Source organism: Rathayibacter sp. AY2B3 (genome assembly GCF_002931755.1).
Lineage (GTDB): Bacteria > Actinomycetota > Actinomycetes > Actinomycetales > Microbacteriaceae > Rathayibacter.
This window is the reverse complement of sequence record NZ_PSUG01000002.1, coordinates 64,740-78,664: the sequence shown is the minus strand read 5'-3', so window position 1 is coordinate 78,664 and position 13,925 is coordinate 64,740. Positions and strand designations below refer to the sequence as shown.

Below are 13,925 nucleotides of genomic sequence, written 5' to 3'. Positions count from 1 at the left end.
GGCTCCCCGCCTAGTGTCCGTGACCGTGCTGGTCGTGGGAGCCGGCGCCGGTCTTGTGCGAGTGGCGGTTCGCCACGTCGCGGTAGCTCCAGGTGACGAAGCCGAGGGCCGTGAAGGCGACGGCGGCGATCAGGCCGAAGACGATCGGGGGGAACGGCAGCTCCGTGTGGGCCGCTGCTTCGGCGAGGACGGTCGTCGCGAGGGACATGCAGTGCTCCTTGGAGGTCGTGGTCGCCCCGGCGGGGCTCCGACGAGTCTACCCGGACGCCGCTCGACGCCGGATCGCCGGTCCGGGCGCTAGGCGCGGACCTGTCCCGCTCCGCGCAGCAGCCACTTCGTGCTGGTCAGCTCGGGCAGGCCCATAGGACCCCGAGCGTGCAGCTTCTGCGTCGAGATGCCGACCTCGGCGCCGAATCCGAACTCCCCGCCGTCGGTGAAGCGCGTGGAGGCGTTGACCATCACGACCGCGGAGTCGACCTCGGCGAGGAAGCGCTCGGCGCTCCGGAGGTCGTTCGTCACGATCGACTCGGTGTGGTGGGTGGAGTACCGGTCGATGTGGGCCATCGCGGCGTCGAGGTCGTCGACGACCGCGACGGCGACGTCGAGCGAGTAGTACTCGGCGGACCAGTCCTCGTCGGTGGCGGGCACCGCGTCGGGCCAGAGCGCCGTGACGCGCTCGTCGCCGTGCACGGTCACTCCCGCGGCCGCGAGCCGGCCGAGGACGGGAGGGAGCAGGCGCTCGGCCGCATCGCGGTGGACCAGGAGGGTCTCGAGGGCGTTGCAGGTGCTCGGACGCTGCACCTTGGCGTTGTGGACGATGTCCACGGCCCACTGCTCGTCGGCACTGGCGTCGAGGAAGACGTGGACGACACCGGCGCCCGTCTCGATCACGGGGACCGTCGACTCCGTCACGACCGACTCGATGAGGCCTGCACTCCCCCGCGGCACCAGGACGTCGACGTAGCCGCGCGCTCGCATGAGGGCCTTCGCGCCCTCCCGGCCGTGGTCGTCGACCGTCTGCACCAGCTCGGCGGGAAGGCCGACGGAGGCGACGGCCTCCTGCAGCAGCTCCACCAGGACGCGGTTCGTGTTCTCCGCGGCCGTGCCTCCGCGCAGGATCACGGCGTTCCCGCTCTTGAGGGCGAGCGCCGCGATGTCGATGGTGACGTTGGGCCGTGCCTCGTAGATCGCTCCGACCACGCCGAACGGGACCCGCACCTGGGTGAGGGACGCGCCGTTGGGCAGATTCGATCCCCGCACCGTCTGCCCAACCGGATCCGTGAGCCCGACGACCGCGACGACGGCGTCCGCGAGGGACCCCAGGCGCGCCGCGTCGAGGCGGAGGCGGTCCTGCAGGCCCGCGCTCATCCCGCTCTCGCGACCCCGCTGGAGATCGACCTCGTTCGCCGGGACGACCCGCTCGGCGCTCGAACGCACCGCGTCGGCGATGGCGAGCAGAGCCCGGTTCTTGAGGTCGGTGGTCGCACTGCGGAGGGAGCGCGACGCGGCACGGGAGGCGGCGAAACGCGCGTTCAGCGCACTGCTGTCGGGGGTCGTCTGCGGCATCCGGCCAGTGTAGAGGCAGACGACCCCGGTGGCGGGAGTCAGCCCTGCTCGCCGACCTCCGTGCCGTCGTCCTCGTCGGCGACCCGCCAGACGCCGCCCTGGCGCTCGCGCTCGAGCTCCGCGCGGGCCTCCGCCTTGGCGTCCATCCGCTCGAAGTAGTCCTCGCGACGCTCGTTGCGGGTCTTGCGCCGGTTGTCCTCGAGGCGGAGGTCCGTTCCACGGGGTGCGGTGATGAGCTCGGCCGTCGAGGTGAGGGTCGGCTCCCAGTCGAAGACGACGCCGTCGCCCGGACCGATGACGACGGTGGAGCCGGCGATCGCCCCTGCCGAGAACAGGCCGTTCTCGACGCCGAGCTTCGCCAGGCGGTCGGCGAGGAAGCCGACGGCCTCGTCGTTCGTGAAGTCGGTCTGCGCGACCCAGCGCACGGGCTTGGTGCCCAGGACCCGGTAGACGTTGCCGTACGAGCCGCCCTCGACCCGGATCTCGAAGTCCTTCTCGTCCACGGCGCGCGGGCGGATGGTGATGCGCTCCACCCGCGGCACGGCGGCGAGCTCGAGGCGGTGCTTCTCGACGATCTCGGCGAGGGCGAAGGTCAGCTGGCGCAGTCCGGAGTGGCTGACCGTCGAGATCTCGAAGACGCGGTAGCCGCGGCCTTCCAGGTCGGCTCGGACGAAGTCCGCCAGCTCCTGGGCCTCGGGCACGTCGACCTTGTTCAGGGCGATCAGCTGCGGCCGCTCGATCAGAGGCACCTGCCCGTCGCCGACGGGGTACGCCGCCAGCTCTCCGAGGATGATGTCGAGGTCGGTCAGCGGGTCGCGGCCGGGCTCGAGCGTGGCGCAGTCGAGCACGTGGACGAGCGCGGTGCAGCGCTCGACGTGGCGGAGGAACTCCAGGCCCAGGCCCTTGCCCTCGCTCGCGCCCTCGATGAGACCGGGGACGTCGGCGACGGTGAACCGCGACTCCCCCGCCTGCACGACGCCGAGGTTGGGCGCGAGGGTCGTGAACGGGTAGTCCGCGATCTTCGGCTTGGCCGCCGAGATCGCGGCGACGAGGCTCGACTTGCCGGCCGAGGGGAACCCGACGAGCGCGACGTCGGCGACGGTCTTCAGCTCGAGGACGACGTCGCCCTCCCAGCCCGGCGTGCCGAGCAGCGCGAAGCCGGGCGCCTTGCGCTTCGTGGTGGCGAGCGAGGCGTTGCCGAGCCCGCCCTGGCCGCCCGGAGCGATGACGAAGCGGAGGCCCGGCTCGTCCATGTCGATCAGCTGGTCGCCGTCGGGCGACTTGACGACCGTGCCGACCGGGACGGGGAGCTCCATGAGCTCGCCGTTCCCGCCCGCGCGGTGGTCGCCCATGCCGGGACCGCCGTTCTCGGAGCTGCGGTGCGGGTGGCGGTGGTAGGCGAGCAGCGTCGTCGTCTGCGGATCGGCGACGAGGACGATGTCGCCCCCGTGCCCGCCGTTGCCGCCGTCGGGGCCGGCGAGCGGCTTGAACTTCTCGCGACGGACGGAGACGCAGCCGTTGCCGCCGTGGCCGGCACGCAGATGCAGCGTGACGTTGTCGACGAAGGTGACCATGGTGTGAATCCGTCCGTGAGTGCGTGCGGCGCCGGGATGCCGGCGCCGGGGGGCTGTGCCCCGGTAAACGCGCAAGGGGCGAGCCGAAGCCCGCCCCTTGCGTCCTGTGCCTGTACGGCCGAGGAGGTCGACCCTACTGGGCGGCCGCCACGATGTTGACGACCTTGCGGCCGCCCTTGCTGCCGAACTCGACAGCGCCCGCCGAGAGGGCGAACAGAGTGTCGTCGCCACCGCGGCCGACGTTCGCGCCGGGGTGGAAGTGCGTGCCGCGCTGGCGGACGATGATCTCGCCCGCGTTCACGACCTGGCCGCCGAAGCGCTTGACGCCGAGACGCTGCGCGTTCGAGTCGCGACCGTTGCGAGTGGAGCTCGCGCCCTTCTTGTGTGCCATTTCTCATCTCCTCGAGACCGGGGGGCCGCAGCCCCGTGCTGTTGCCCTGCAGGGCGATGGCTCGCTCCGCAGGTCAGCTCAATTCCTTTGCAGGACTACTTGATGCCAGTGACCTTGACGCGCGTGAGGTCCTGACGGTGCCCCTGGCGCTTCTTGTAACCGGTCTTGTTCTTGAACTTCTGGATGATGATCTTCGGACCGCGGAGGTCCTCGAGCACCTCGGCGGTGACGGTGACGCCCGCGAGGGTCGCCGCGTCCCAGGTGATCGACTCACCGTCGACGAGCAGCACGGCAGGAAGCTGCACGGTGCCGTTCTCGTCGGCCTTGACACGGTCCATCGTCACGATGGTGCCGACCTCGACCTTCTCCTGCCGACCGCCGGCGCGCACAACTGCGTAAACCACTTCTCGTACCTGTTTCTCGTCTGGACGGAGCGGAGGCCTCGTCCGGGGCTTGTAGGGACGGGGCTGAGCCCCGGTCTTCCGGTTCGTACCCGTCTCCTCACGACACGAGGGAACCGGCACCGCGGCCCGCGCCCCGTGAGGGGCGGAGCGACAACGGAAATCTGCGTGAGCACATGGATCGCGCCACACCAACGGTCAAGAGTACGGGATCCGCGCTCCACGGTCAAACGCACACGACCGCGAAGCCGTGTCCGCCCGACCGGCGACCCCGTCACGATAGTCGAGGAGGAGGCGCGTGGACGGACGGCGCGCCGCCTACGATCGGGGAATGGCCATCCTCGTCGACGCCGCGCGCTGGCCGGCGCACGGCCGGCTCTGGGCGCACCTCGTGAGCGACGTCTCGCTCGAGGAGCTCCACGACTTCGCGCGCCGCCTCGGCGTGCCCGAGCGCGGCTTCGACCTGGACCACTACGACGTGCCCGAGGAGCGGATCGACGAGCTGGTCGCGGCGGGCGCGGTCCCCGTCGGCGCGCGGGAGCTGGTCGAGCGGCTGAGACGGAGCGGTCTGCGCGTCCGCGGACGCGACCGGGACGCCGAGAGGGCCCGGCGCCGGCTCTCGCCGGGCACCGGGCCCTCCTGACACCTCGGTCGCGCTACTGGTCGGCGCGGCGCGGCGTCTGCTCGGGGATGACCGCCACTCCGGTGAGCGCCGCCGTCGTGACGCGGCGGCTCTTCGCGCGGCCCTGGCCGGGCTGCTTCGGGGCCGGCAGGGCGTCGAGCACGGAGTCGAGCAGGTGCTCGGCGACCTCGCTGCGGACGCGGCGCGGAGGCGTGACCGGCGCGATCGGGATGTCGAGGATCGGAGCGGCTGCGGCCGGCTCGGCCTCCTTCTCGACCGGGCTCTCGACGGGCGCCGACTCGACGGGCGCCGACTCGACGGCCTCCTGGCGCGGCTCGCGGTCGCGGCTGCGACGGCGGCGCTCGCCCCGGGCGGGACGCTCGCCGCGACGGCTCGGCTCGGACGGCTGCTCCTCGGGTGCCGTGTCGGCCTCCTCCGGCGCCTGGGCCTCGACGGTCTCGGCGGCGTCCTCGACGAGCGCGGCCGCTTCCTCCGCCGCCTGGCGCACGGCCTGGGGGTGGATGGTGCTGGCCGCGATCTGCGCGAGCGCGTTCTTCGCGTCGTCCGTGATGGCGTGGGTGCTGACCGGCTTGGCCGCCGGCGCCCCCGGCCCGTTCTGCCCGCCGTTCGAGCGGCCGGAGGCGGCGGGCTGCTGCTCGCCGCCCTTGCCCCGGCGGCGCTGCTCCTGCTGGGGAGCGGCGGTCGAGCGGTGCTTGAGCACGGGGTCGTGGTGGACGATGACGCCGCGCCCGGCGCAGATCTCGCAGTTCTCGCTGAAGGTCTCGAGCAGGCCCAGGCCCAGCTTCTTGCGGGTCATCTGCACGAGGCCGAGCGAGGTGACCTCGGCGACCTGGTGCTTGGTCCGGTCGCGGCTCAGGCACTCGACCAGGCGGCGGAGCACGAGGTCGCGGTTGGACTCGAGCACCATGTCGATGAAGTCGACGACGATGATGCCGCCGATGTCGCGCAGGCGCAGCTGGCGGACGATCTCCTCGGCCGCCTCCAGGTTGTTCTTCGTGACCGTCTCCTCGAGGTTGCCCCCCGAGCCGACGAACTTGCCGGTGTTGACATCGACCACCGTCATCGCCTCGGTGCGGTCGATCACGAGCGAGCCGCCGCTGGGCAGCCAGACCTTGCGCTCCAGCGCCTTCTCGATCTGCTCCGTGATGCGGAACTCGTCGAACGCGTCCTTCTCGCCGGTGTAGACCTCGACGCGCTCGAGCAGGTCGGGGGCGACCTGGCTGAGGTAGAGCTCGATGGTCTCCCGCGCGTCGTCGCCGGCGATGACCATCTTCTCGAAGTCCTCGTTGAAGACGTCGCGGACGATCTTGATCAGCAGGTCCGGCTCGCTGTGCAGGAGAGCGGGAGCCTGCCCGGTCGCGGCCTTCGCGCTGAGAGCCGTCCACTGCGCGGTCAGGCGCTCGACGTCGACGGTCAGCTGCTCCTCCGTGGCGCCCTCGGCCGCGGTGCGGACGATGACGCCCACGTTCTCGGGCAGCACCTCCTTGAGGATCTTCTTCAGGCGCGCGCGCTCGGTGTCCGGGAGCTTGCGCGAGATGCCGTTCATCGAGCCGTTGGGCACGTAGACGAGGTAGCGGCCGGGGAGCGAGATCTGGCTCGTGAGCCGGGCTCCCTTGTGGCCGACGGGGTCCTTCGTGACCTGGACGAGGACCCGGTCGCCGGGCTTGAGCGCGAGCTCGATCCGGCGGGGGCCGCCGGCGTTGTTCGCGGCGTCCCAGTCGACCTCGCCGGAGTAGAGCACGGCGTTGCGGCCGCGTCCGATGTCGACGAAGGCGGCCTCCATGCTCGGCAGGACGTTCTGCACGCGGCCGAGGTAGACGTTGCCGATGAGCGACGCCTCCTGCGAGCGGGCGACGTAGTGCTCGGCGAGCACGCCGTCCTCCAGCACGCCGATGCGGATGCTGTCCTCCTTCGAGCGGACGACCATGACGCGGTCGACGGCCTCCCGGCGGGCGAGGAACTCGGACTCGGTGACGACGGTCCGGCGCCGGCCGGCGTCGCGGCCGTCGCGGCGGCGCTGCTTCTTGGCCTCGAGCCGGGTGGAGCCCTTGATGCGCTGCGGCTCGGTGATGAGCTCGGGCTCGCGGGGCTCGCGCTGCTCGCGCGGCTGGCGGACCCGGACGACGGTGTTCTCGGGGTCGTCGGAGCCGGACCTCTCGCTCTCGCCGCTGCGGCGTCGCGAGCGGCGGCGGACGCTGCCCTGCTCCTCGGCCGGGCTCTCGCGCTCCTCCTGGACCCCCAGCGGCGCACCGCGGGGAGGCAGCGGAGCCAGCTCGACGTAGTCGGGCAGGATCGGCGCCTGGAACAGCAGCGACGGGCTCGGCAGCGCGGGCCGTCGCGGCTCCTCCTGCTCGGCGCCCGGAGTCTGCGGGAGGGCGTTGAAGAACACCGCGCCCGTCGACGTCGACGGCTCGGCCGCCTCGGCGGTGCTCCCGGTCTCGGGCAGCTCGGTGCCCTCGGCTCCGGTCCGGTCGGTCTCGTTGCTGTCGATGATCGTCTCCCCTGTCGCTGGCGCGCTCGACTCGGTCCGCCGGGTCGCCCGGCGGCCACCGAAGAGGCGGCTGATCTTCCTGGCCCCGCTGCGGGGCTCGTCGCGGTCCGGATCGGATCCGCTCGTACTGTTGTCTTCCACCATTCCTGGTGCACTCCTCGGCCGGGTCGTCCGCCGCGTCGTCTTCCCGGATGCTTCTCTCGTGCGAGGGGCCTCGGCCCGACGCGAATCCTTCCGCTCCCCCGGTCCCGTCGCGCTCGTGGCGCGGGACTCCGGTTGCAGCTGCACTCTCGGAACTGACTATCCGACACGCGCTCCCCCGCGGTGCGACCTGCGGTCGACTCCCGACGGAGCGGAGATCCGGCGCGTCCATTCGCGGAACGCTGTCGATCTCCTGTGGCCCGGTACTCGCCCGGTAAACCTTCTTCGCGTCGATGCGGGATCCCCCGGACCGACGGCTCCGATTATCGCACGCATTCCCAGAGGCGCCGATCCGGCCCGTGCCATAATCCCCCGGTGTCCAGCGATCCCGGGGTGCGCGACGCCCCCACCCAGCAGCGCCCCGTCCTCTTCGCCGTCCTGCTGATCGTCCTCGGCGTGATCGGCTGGACCGCCGCCTTCGCCCTCACGAACGACAAGTTCGCCGCTCTCGAGAACCCCGATGCGGGCCTCGGCTGCGACTTCAGCCTGCTGGTGCAGTGCAGTGCGAACCTGAACTCGGCGCAGGGGGCCGTCTTCGGCTTCCCGAACCCGCTCATCGGCCTCGCGGCCTGGATCGCGCCGATCGTCGTGGGGCTGGGCCTGCTCGCGGGCGCCCGCTTCGACCGCTGGTTCTGGGCGGCCTTCAACGTCGGATTCCTGCTGGCCCTCGTGTTCGTGGGCTGGCTCATCGCGACGAGCGTCTTCGCCCTCGGGACGCTCTGCCCCTGGTGCATCCTCACCTGGGCCGTCGTCATCCCGGGCTTCTGGCTGGTGACGCTCCGCAACCTCCGCGAGGGCGTGCTCCCCGTTCCCGCCGGGGTGCGCCGCTTCGCCGGCGCCGCCTACGGCTGGGTCCCGTTCATCACGCTGCTCTGCTACCTGCTGATCGCGGTGATCGCGCAGGTGAGGCTGAACGTGCTCGCCTACCTCTGACGGACGTCGTCAGAGGCAGGCGGGCGAGCGGCTCAGGCGAACCAGAGGCCGAGCTCGCGCGCGGCCGACTCCTCGGAGTCGGAGCCGTGCACGAGGTTCTGCTGGACCTTGAGGCCCCAGTCGCGGCCGAGGTCGCCGCGGATGGTGCCGGGAGCGGCCGTGGTCGGGTCGGTGGTGCCGGCGAGGGCGCGGAAGCCCTCGATCACGCGGTCGCCCGCGATGCGCAGGGCGACGATCGGGCCGCTCTCCATGAACTCGACGAGCGGCTCGTAGAAGGGCTTGCCCTCGTGCTCCGCGTAGTGGGCGGCGAGCAGCTCGCGGTCGGCCTCGACGAGCTTCACGTCGACGAGGGAGTAGCCCTTCGCCTCGATGCGGCGGAGGATCTCGCCGGTGAGGTTGCGGGCGACGCCGTCGGGCTTGACGAGGACGAGGGTCTCCTGGGTGGCCATGGTTCAGCGGTCTCCTTCGGTGGGGTCGGTGGGCTCCGCCGCCCGGCGCGTCTGAGCGTCGAGGCGGGTGCCGGTCACCATGCAGTAGGTCCACAGCGCCACGAACGCGGCGCCGATCACGTACATGATCGGGACCAGCAGGCCCGAGGCCACGATAACGAACTGGAGCACCCAGCCGATGCGGAAGCCGACCGTCCGGTTCAGCAGGCCCAGAGTGGCGACGAGTGCGAGGCAGACCACCGCTCCCCCGACCAGCACGACCACGGGGTCGGCCGCCTTCAGCCCGAAGGCCACCAGCGTGGCGAGGAAGACGATGACCGCCTCGAAGCCGAGCACGATCGAGCCGAGGCTCTCCCGCACGGACCGCGAGCGGCGCGGGCGTCCGGCCCTCACGCGCCCAGCCAGTTCTCGTCGCGGGCCGCGGTGATCGTGCGGCCGACGAGGGTGATCGAGCCGGTGACCAGCAGAGCGCCCTTGTCGGTGCGCGCCGCGAGGACGCGACCGGCCGTGAGAGCACCCAGCGGGTCGTCGGCGACGCGCACGGCCTCCTCCGGGAACACGGTGCGGGCGAGTGCGGCGAGCTCCTCGGCGGGCATCGCCCGTTCGCTCGGCGCCGTGGTCACGATCAGCTCGTCCACCACCGGGCGGAGCTCCCGGAGGATCCCCTCGGCGTCCTTCTCGGCCAGCACGCCGAGGACGGCCGTCACGCGGTCGAAGTCGAAGTAGCGGCCGAGCGCGGCGGCGAGCGACGCGGCGCCGTGCGGGTTGTGCGCCGCGTCGACGAGGGTGCGCGGGGCGAGTCCGACGAGCTGCAGGCGGCCCGGGGAGGTCGCGGCGGCGAAGCCCTCGTCGAGGACGTCGCCGGTGAGCTCCTGGGTCCCGCCTCCCAGGAAGGTCTCGACCGCGGCGACCGCCACGGCCGCGTTCTCGGCCTGGTGGTCGCCGAAGAACGGCAGCAGCAGCTGCTCGTAGGTGGTGACGAGGCCCCGGACGGTGACGACCTGGCCGCCGACGGCGACGGTCGTCGACTCGACGTCGAACTCCGCCCCCTCGACGACGATCGTCGACTCCGTGGCCTCGGCCGCGTGCCGCAGCACCGCCTCCGCCTCCGGGACCTGCCTCGCGGAGACCACCGAGGCGAGCGGCTTGACGATGCCGGACTTGGTGCGCGCGATCTCCTCGATGGTCGAGCCGAGGCGGTCGGTGTGGTCGAGGGCGATCGGCGTGAACACGGCGACCTGCGCGTCGGCGACGTTCGTCGAGTCCCACTCGCCGCCCATCCCCACCTCGACGACGGCCACATCGACCGGCGCGTCGGCGAAGGCCGCGTAGGCCAGGACGGTGATCGCCTCGAAGAAGGACAGCGGCGCCTCGCCCTGCTCGGCGAGCTCGGCGTCGGTCATCCGCAGGTACGGCTCGACGTCCTGCCAGTTGTCGGCGAGGCTCCGGTCCGAGATCGGCTCGCCGTCGATGACGATCCGCTCGTTGAAGCGCTCGAGGTGCGGACTGGTGAACAGGCCCACCCGCAGCCCGTGCGCGCGCAGCAGGCTCTCGATCATCCGGCTGGTCGAGGTCTTGCCGTTGGTGCCGGCGATCTGGATCACGGGGTAGGCGCGCTGCGGGTCGCCGAGGATCTCGACGGCGCGGCGGGTCGGAGCGAGGCGCGGGCGGATGCTCGCCTCGCCCAGGCGCTCCAGCAGCGCCGCGTAGACGGCGTCGGCGGCTGCGCGGTCGGCCTCGTCCGGCTCGAACGGATCAGACATCGGCGGCCTCGACCTTCTCGACGCGGATGATGGCGGTGCCCGCGGGGCCGACGGCGATCGCGCCCTCGCCGCCCTCGAGCGCCGTGGTGAGCGGAGTGAACGCGCAGCCGGTCGCGAGGGTCTCCTCCGCGATCCAGAGGGCGTGCGGCTCGAGCGCCTGCAGGCTCGGCTCGTCGAGCACGACCTCCAGGACGATCCGGTCGCTGACCTCGAGGCCGGCGGCCTTCCGGGCGTCCTGCACGGCGCGGATGAGGTCGCGGGCGAGCCCCTCCGCCTCGAGCTCGGGCGTGGTCGCCGTGTCGAGGAGCACGAAGCCCCCGCGCGGGAGCAGGGCGATGGCGCGGTCGTCGCCTGCTGAGCCGCCGACCTCGAGCGTGAGCTCGTACTCGCCCTCGACCAGCTCGACTCCGCCGGCGGTGACGACGCCGTCCGTCTCGCTCCAGTCGCCGGCCTTGGCGGCCCTGATCACGGTCTGCACGCCCTTGCCGAGCCGGGGTCCGGCGGCGCGCGCGTTGACCGCGAGACGGGAGGTGACGCCGTAGTCGGCGGCGCTGGAGTCGACGAGCGGCACCAGCGACACCTCCTTCACGTTCAGCTCGTCGCGGAGGATCGCCTCGAACGGCGCGAGCTCGTCGGCGTCCGCGACCACTACGGTCAGGCGCGCGAGCGGCAGGCGGACGCGGAGCCCGGCCTGCTTCCGGAGGGAGAGCGCAGTGGACGAGATGCCGCGGACCGCGTCCATCGCGTGCACGAGCGCCGGGTCGGCGGGGAACTCGTCCGCCTCCGGCCAGTCGGTGAGGTGGACGCTGCGGCCGCCGGTCAGGCCCTGCCAGATCTGCTCCGTGACGAGCGGGAGGAGCGGCGCGGCGACGCGGCACACGGTCTCGAGGACCGTGTAGAGCGTGTCGAACGCCTCGGATCCGCGGCCGTCCTCGCCGACGCCCTGCCAGAAGCGGTCGCGGGAGCGGCGCACGTACCAGTTGGTGAGCACGTCGGAGAAGTCGCGGAGCGCGGCGGCCGCGAGCGTGGAGTCCAGCGCCTCGAGGCGGCCGGTCACGGTCTCGACCAGATCGCGGGTCTTGGCCAGCAGGTAGCGGTCCAGGACGTCCTCGGAGCCGGTGCTCCTGGTCGCCTCGTAGCCGCCGCCCGCCGAGGCGTTGGCGTAGAGGGAGAAGAAGTACCAGGTGCTCCACAGCGGCAGCAGCACCTGGCGGACGCCCTCGCGGATGCCCTCCTCCGTCACGACGAGGTTGCCGCCCCGGAGGACCGGGCTCGACATCAGGAACCAGCGCATGGCGTCGGAGCCGTCGCGGTCGAAGACCTCGGCCACGTCCGGGTAGTTGCGCAGCGACTTGGACATCTTCTGACCGTCGTTGCCCAGCACGATGCCGTGGCTGACCACGTTGCGGAACGCGGGGCGGTCGAAGAGCGCGGTGGAGAGCACGTGCAGCGTGTAGAACCAGCCGCGCGTCTGCCCGATGTACTCGACGATGAAGTCCGCCGGGTTGTGGGTGTCGAACCAGTCCGCGTTCTCGAACGGGTAGTGCACCTGGGCGAAGGGCATCGATCCGGAGTCGAACCAGACGTCGAGGACGTCGCTGATCCGGCGCATCGTCGAGCGCCCGGTCGGGTCGTCGGGGTTCGGGCGGGTCAGCTCGTCGATGAACGGGCGGTGCAGGTCGTCCGGCCGCACGCCGAAGTCGCGCTCCAGCTCGTCCAGCGAGCCGTAGACGTCGATGCGCGGGAACTCCGGGTCGTCGCTCTTCCACACCGGGATCGGCGAGCCGAAGTAGCGGTTGCGGCTGATGGACCAGTCGCGCGCGCCCGAGAGCCACTTGCCGAACTGGCCGTCCTTGACGTTCTCGGGGACCCAGGTGATCTCCTGGTTGAGCTCCTCCATGCGGTCGCGGATCGCGGTGACGCGGACGAACCAGCTCGAGACCGCCTTGTAGATCAGCGGGTTGCGGCAGCGCCAGCAGTGCGGGTACGAGTGCTCGTAGCTCGCCTGGCGGAGCAGGCGGTGGCTCGCGCGCAGGAGCTGCGTGAGGGGCTTGTTCGCGTCGAAGACCTGGAGGCCGGCGACCTCGCTGATCTGCGGCAGGAAGCGGCCGCCGTCGTCGACCGAGATGATGACGGGGATGCCCGCCGCCTCGCAGACCTTCTGGTCGTCCTCGCCGTAGGCGGGCGCCTGGTGCACGATGCCGGTGCCCTCGCTGGTGGTGACGTAGTCGGCGACGAGGATGCGCCACGCGTTCTGCGTGCCCCACGCCTCGGTGTCCGCGTAGTGGTCCCAGAGGCGGTCGTAGCTGATCCCCTCGAGCTCCGAGCCGCGGTGGGTGCGCGAGACGGCGGCCAGGGCCGACTCCGCGTCCGGGTAGCCGAGGTCCTTCGCGTAGGCGCCGACCTGGTCGACGGCGAGCAGGTACTCGGCCGAGAGCTCGCGCTCCTCGGGCTCGCCCTTGCCGTCGGCCGCGCCGTTCGGACCGGCGGGGACGACCGCGTACTCGATGTCCGGCCCGACGGCGAGCGCGAGGTTCGTCGGCAGCGTCCACGGCGTCGTCGTCCACGCGAGAGCGCGGACCGCCGTCAGCTGCAGCGCCTCCGCCGTCTCGCCGACCAGCGGGAAGGTGACGGTGACCGTCTGGTCCTGGCGCATCTTGTAGACGTCGTCGTCCATCCGCAGCTCGTGGTTCGAGAGCGGGGTCTGGTCGCGCCAGCAGTAGGGCAGCACGCGGTGGCCCTCGTAGGCGAGACCCTTGTCGTAGAGCTGCTTGAACGCCCAGATCACGGACTCCATGAAGGTGGGGTCGAGCGTCTTGTAGTCGTCATCGAAGTCGACCCAGCGCGCCTGGCGGGTGACGTAGTCCTGCCACTCCCCGGTGTAGCGCAGCACCGACTCCTTCGCGGCGGCGTTGAAGGCCGCGACGCCCATCTCCTCGATCTGGGACTTGTCGGTGATGCCGAGCTGCCGCTCCGCCTCGAGCTCGGCGGGCAGGCCGTGGGTGTCCCAGCCGAAGCGGCGGTGCACCTGGCGTCCGCGCATCGTCTCGAAGCGGGGGAAGACGTCCTTGGCGTAGCCGGTGAGGAGGTGCCCGTAGTGCGGCAGGCCGTTGGCGAACGGCGGGCCGTCGTAGAAGACCCACTCCGGCGCTCCCTCGCGCTGCCGGATCGACTCCTGGAAGGTGTCGTCCGCCTTCCAGTACGCGAGCACGCGCTCCTCGATCTCGGGGAAGCGCGGCGACGGGGACACGCCCCGGCCGAACGCGGAGCCCTCGGCGGGCTCGGCTCCGTGCGGGGTGGGCGGGGTCAGGGGGTAGGTCACGTGCGGTCTCCTGGCAGTGCTGCTGGTCTGCACGAGGACGGCCCGCCCGGATCTCAGACCCCGGGCCGGGTCGCGGTACCACCTCGCTTGGACCGGTCGGCCGGTCGCTCCCGGAGGAGTGCCCGCTGACGCGTTCCCACTCGATCGGCTGTCACGGGCCGCACCCGTCCGGGTCTACTGGGCGCAGGCCG

Annotated in this window: 12 protein-coding genes; 2 read left to right on the top strand and 10 right to left on the bottom strand. The window is 71.9% G+C overall.

Annotated features, from left to right (window positions below; all coding sequences use genetic code 11):
* Positions 1-10 precede the first annotated feature (10 nt).
* From C5C24_RS01620 to rplU, 5 genes are all read right to left on the bottom strand, one after another.
* Positions 11-208, bottom strand: coding sequence for a hypothetical protein (locus tag C5C24_RS01620; protein ID WP_104223679.1), 198 nt, complete (start codon positions 206-208; stop codon positions 11-13).
* An 89-nt stretch (positions 209-297) separates the two neighbouring features.
* Positions 298-1,566 carry a glutamate-5-semialdehyde dehydrogenase gene (locus C5C24_RS01615; protein WP_104276062.1) on the bottom strand — a complete coding sequence of 423 codons (1,269 nt, stop codon included), beginning with the start codon at positions 1,564-1,566 and terminating at the stop codon, positions 298-300.
* Between the two features lie 38 nt (positions 1,567-1,604).
* Entirely contained in the window at positions 1,605-3,140 is a 1,536-nt protein-coding gene (gene obgE, locus C5C24_RS01610) for a GTPase ObgE (RefSeq protein WP_104276061.1), read from the bottom strand.
* Positions 3,141-3,273: 133 nt separating this feature from the next.
* Complete coding sequence (gene rpmA, locus C5C24_RS01605; RefSeq protein WP_068209107.1) at positions 3,274-3,531, bottom strand: 50S ribosomal protein L27; 258 nt, start codon at positions 3,529-3,531, stop codon at positions 3,274-3,276.
* A gap of 95 nt (positions 3,532-3,626) precedes the next feature.
* A complete protein-coding gene (gene rplU / locus C5C24_RS01600) occupies positions 3,627-3,935 on the bottom strand; it encodes a 50S ribosomal protein L21 (protein WP_104304128.1) in 309 nt (102 codons plus the stop codon).
* 328 nt (positions 3,936-4,263) lie between these two features.
* Here rplU and C5C24_RS01595 point away from each other — a divergent pair, with 328 nt between their 5' ends.
* Positions 4,264-4,575 (top strand): DUF4031 domain-containing protein, encoded by a 312-nt coding sequence (locus C5C24_RS01595; protein ID WP_104226718.1) that lies wholly within the window; start codon positions 4,264-4,266, stop codon positions 4,573-4,575.
* A gap of 13 nt (positions 4,576-4,588) precedes the next feature.
* On the opposite strand, the gene C5C24_RS01590 is transcribed toward C5C24_RS01595, so the two are convergent.
* A complete protein-coding gene (locus C5C24_RS01590; protein ID WP_104280555.1) occupies positions 4,589-7,210 on the bottom strand; it encodes an Rne/Rng family ribonuclease in 2,622 nt (873 codons plus the stop codon).
* 372 nt (positions 7,211-7,582) lie between these two features.
* Here C5C24_RS01590 and C5C24_RS01585 point away from each other — a divergent pair, with 372 nt between their 5' ends.
* A complete protein-coding gene (locus tag C5C24_RS01585; RefSeq protein WP_258065005.1) occupies positions 7,583-8,200 on the top strand; it encodes a vitamin K epoxide reductase family protein in 618 nt (205 codons plus the stop codon).
* Positions 8,201-8,232: 32 nt separating this feature from the next.
* Here C5C24_RS01585 and ndk read toward each other — a convergent pair whose 3' ends face one another.
* Genes ndk through ileS form a run of 4 tightly spaced genes read right to left on the bottom strand, consistent with a single transcriptional unit; the run spans position 8,233 to position 13,734 of the window.
* Positions 8,233-8,649 carry a nucleoside-diphosphate kinase gene (gene ndk, locus C5C24_RS01580; protein ID WP_104223686.1) on the bottom strand — a complete coding sequence of 139 codons (417 nt, stop codon included), beginning with the start codon at positions 8,647-8,649 and terminating at the stop codon, positions 8,233-8,235.
* Between the two features lie 3 nt (positions 8,650-8,652).
* Positions 8,653-9,042, bottom strand: a complete 390-nt coding sequence (locus C5C24_RS01575; protein ID WP_258065004.1) for a DUF4233 domain-containing protein — start codon at positions 9,040-9,042, stop codon at positions 8,653-8,655.
* The gene (locus C5C24_RS01570; RefSeq protein ID WP_104276058.1) at positions 9,039-10,412 is read right to left on the bottom strand and encodes a folylpolyglutamate synthase/dihydrofolate synthase family protein; all 1,374 of its coding nucleotides are present in this window, start codon (positions 10,410-10,412) and stop codon (positions 9,039-9,041) included. Before C5C24_RS01570 ends, C5C24_RS01575 begins: the two co-directional genes overlap by 4 nt.
* Positions 10,405-13,734 (bottom strand): isoleucine--tRNA ligase, encoded by a 3,330-nt coding sequence (gene ileS / locus C5C24_RS01565; protein ID WP_374953946.1) that lies wholly within the window; start codon positions 13,732-13,734, stop codon positions 10,405-10,407. Before ileS ends, C5C24_RS01570 begins: the two co-directional genes overlap by 8 nt.
* Positions 13,735-13,925 lie beyond the last annotated feature (191 nt).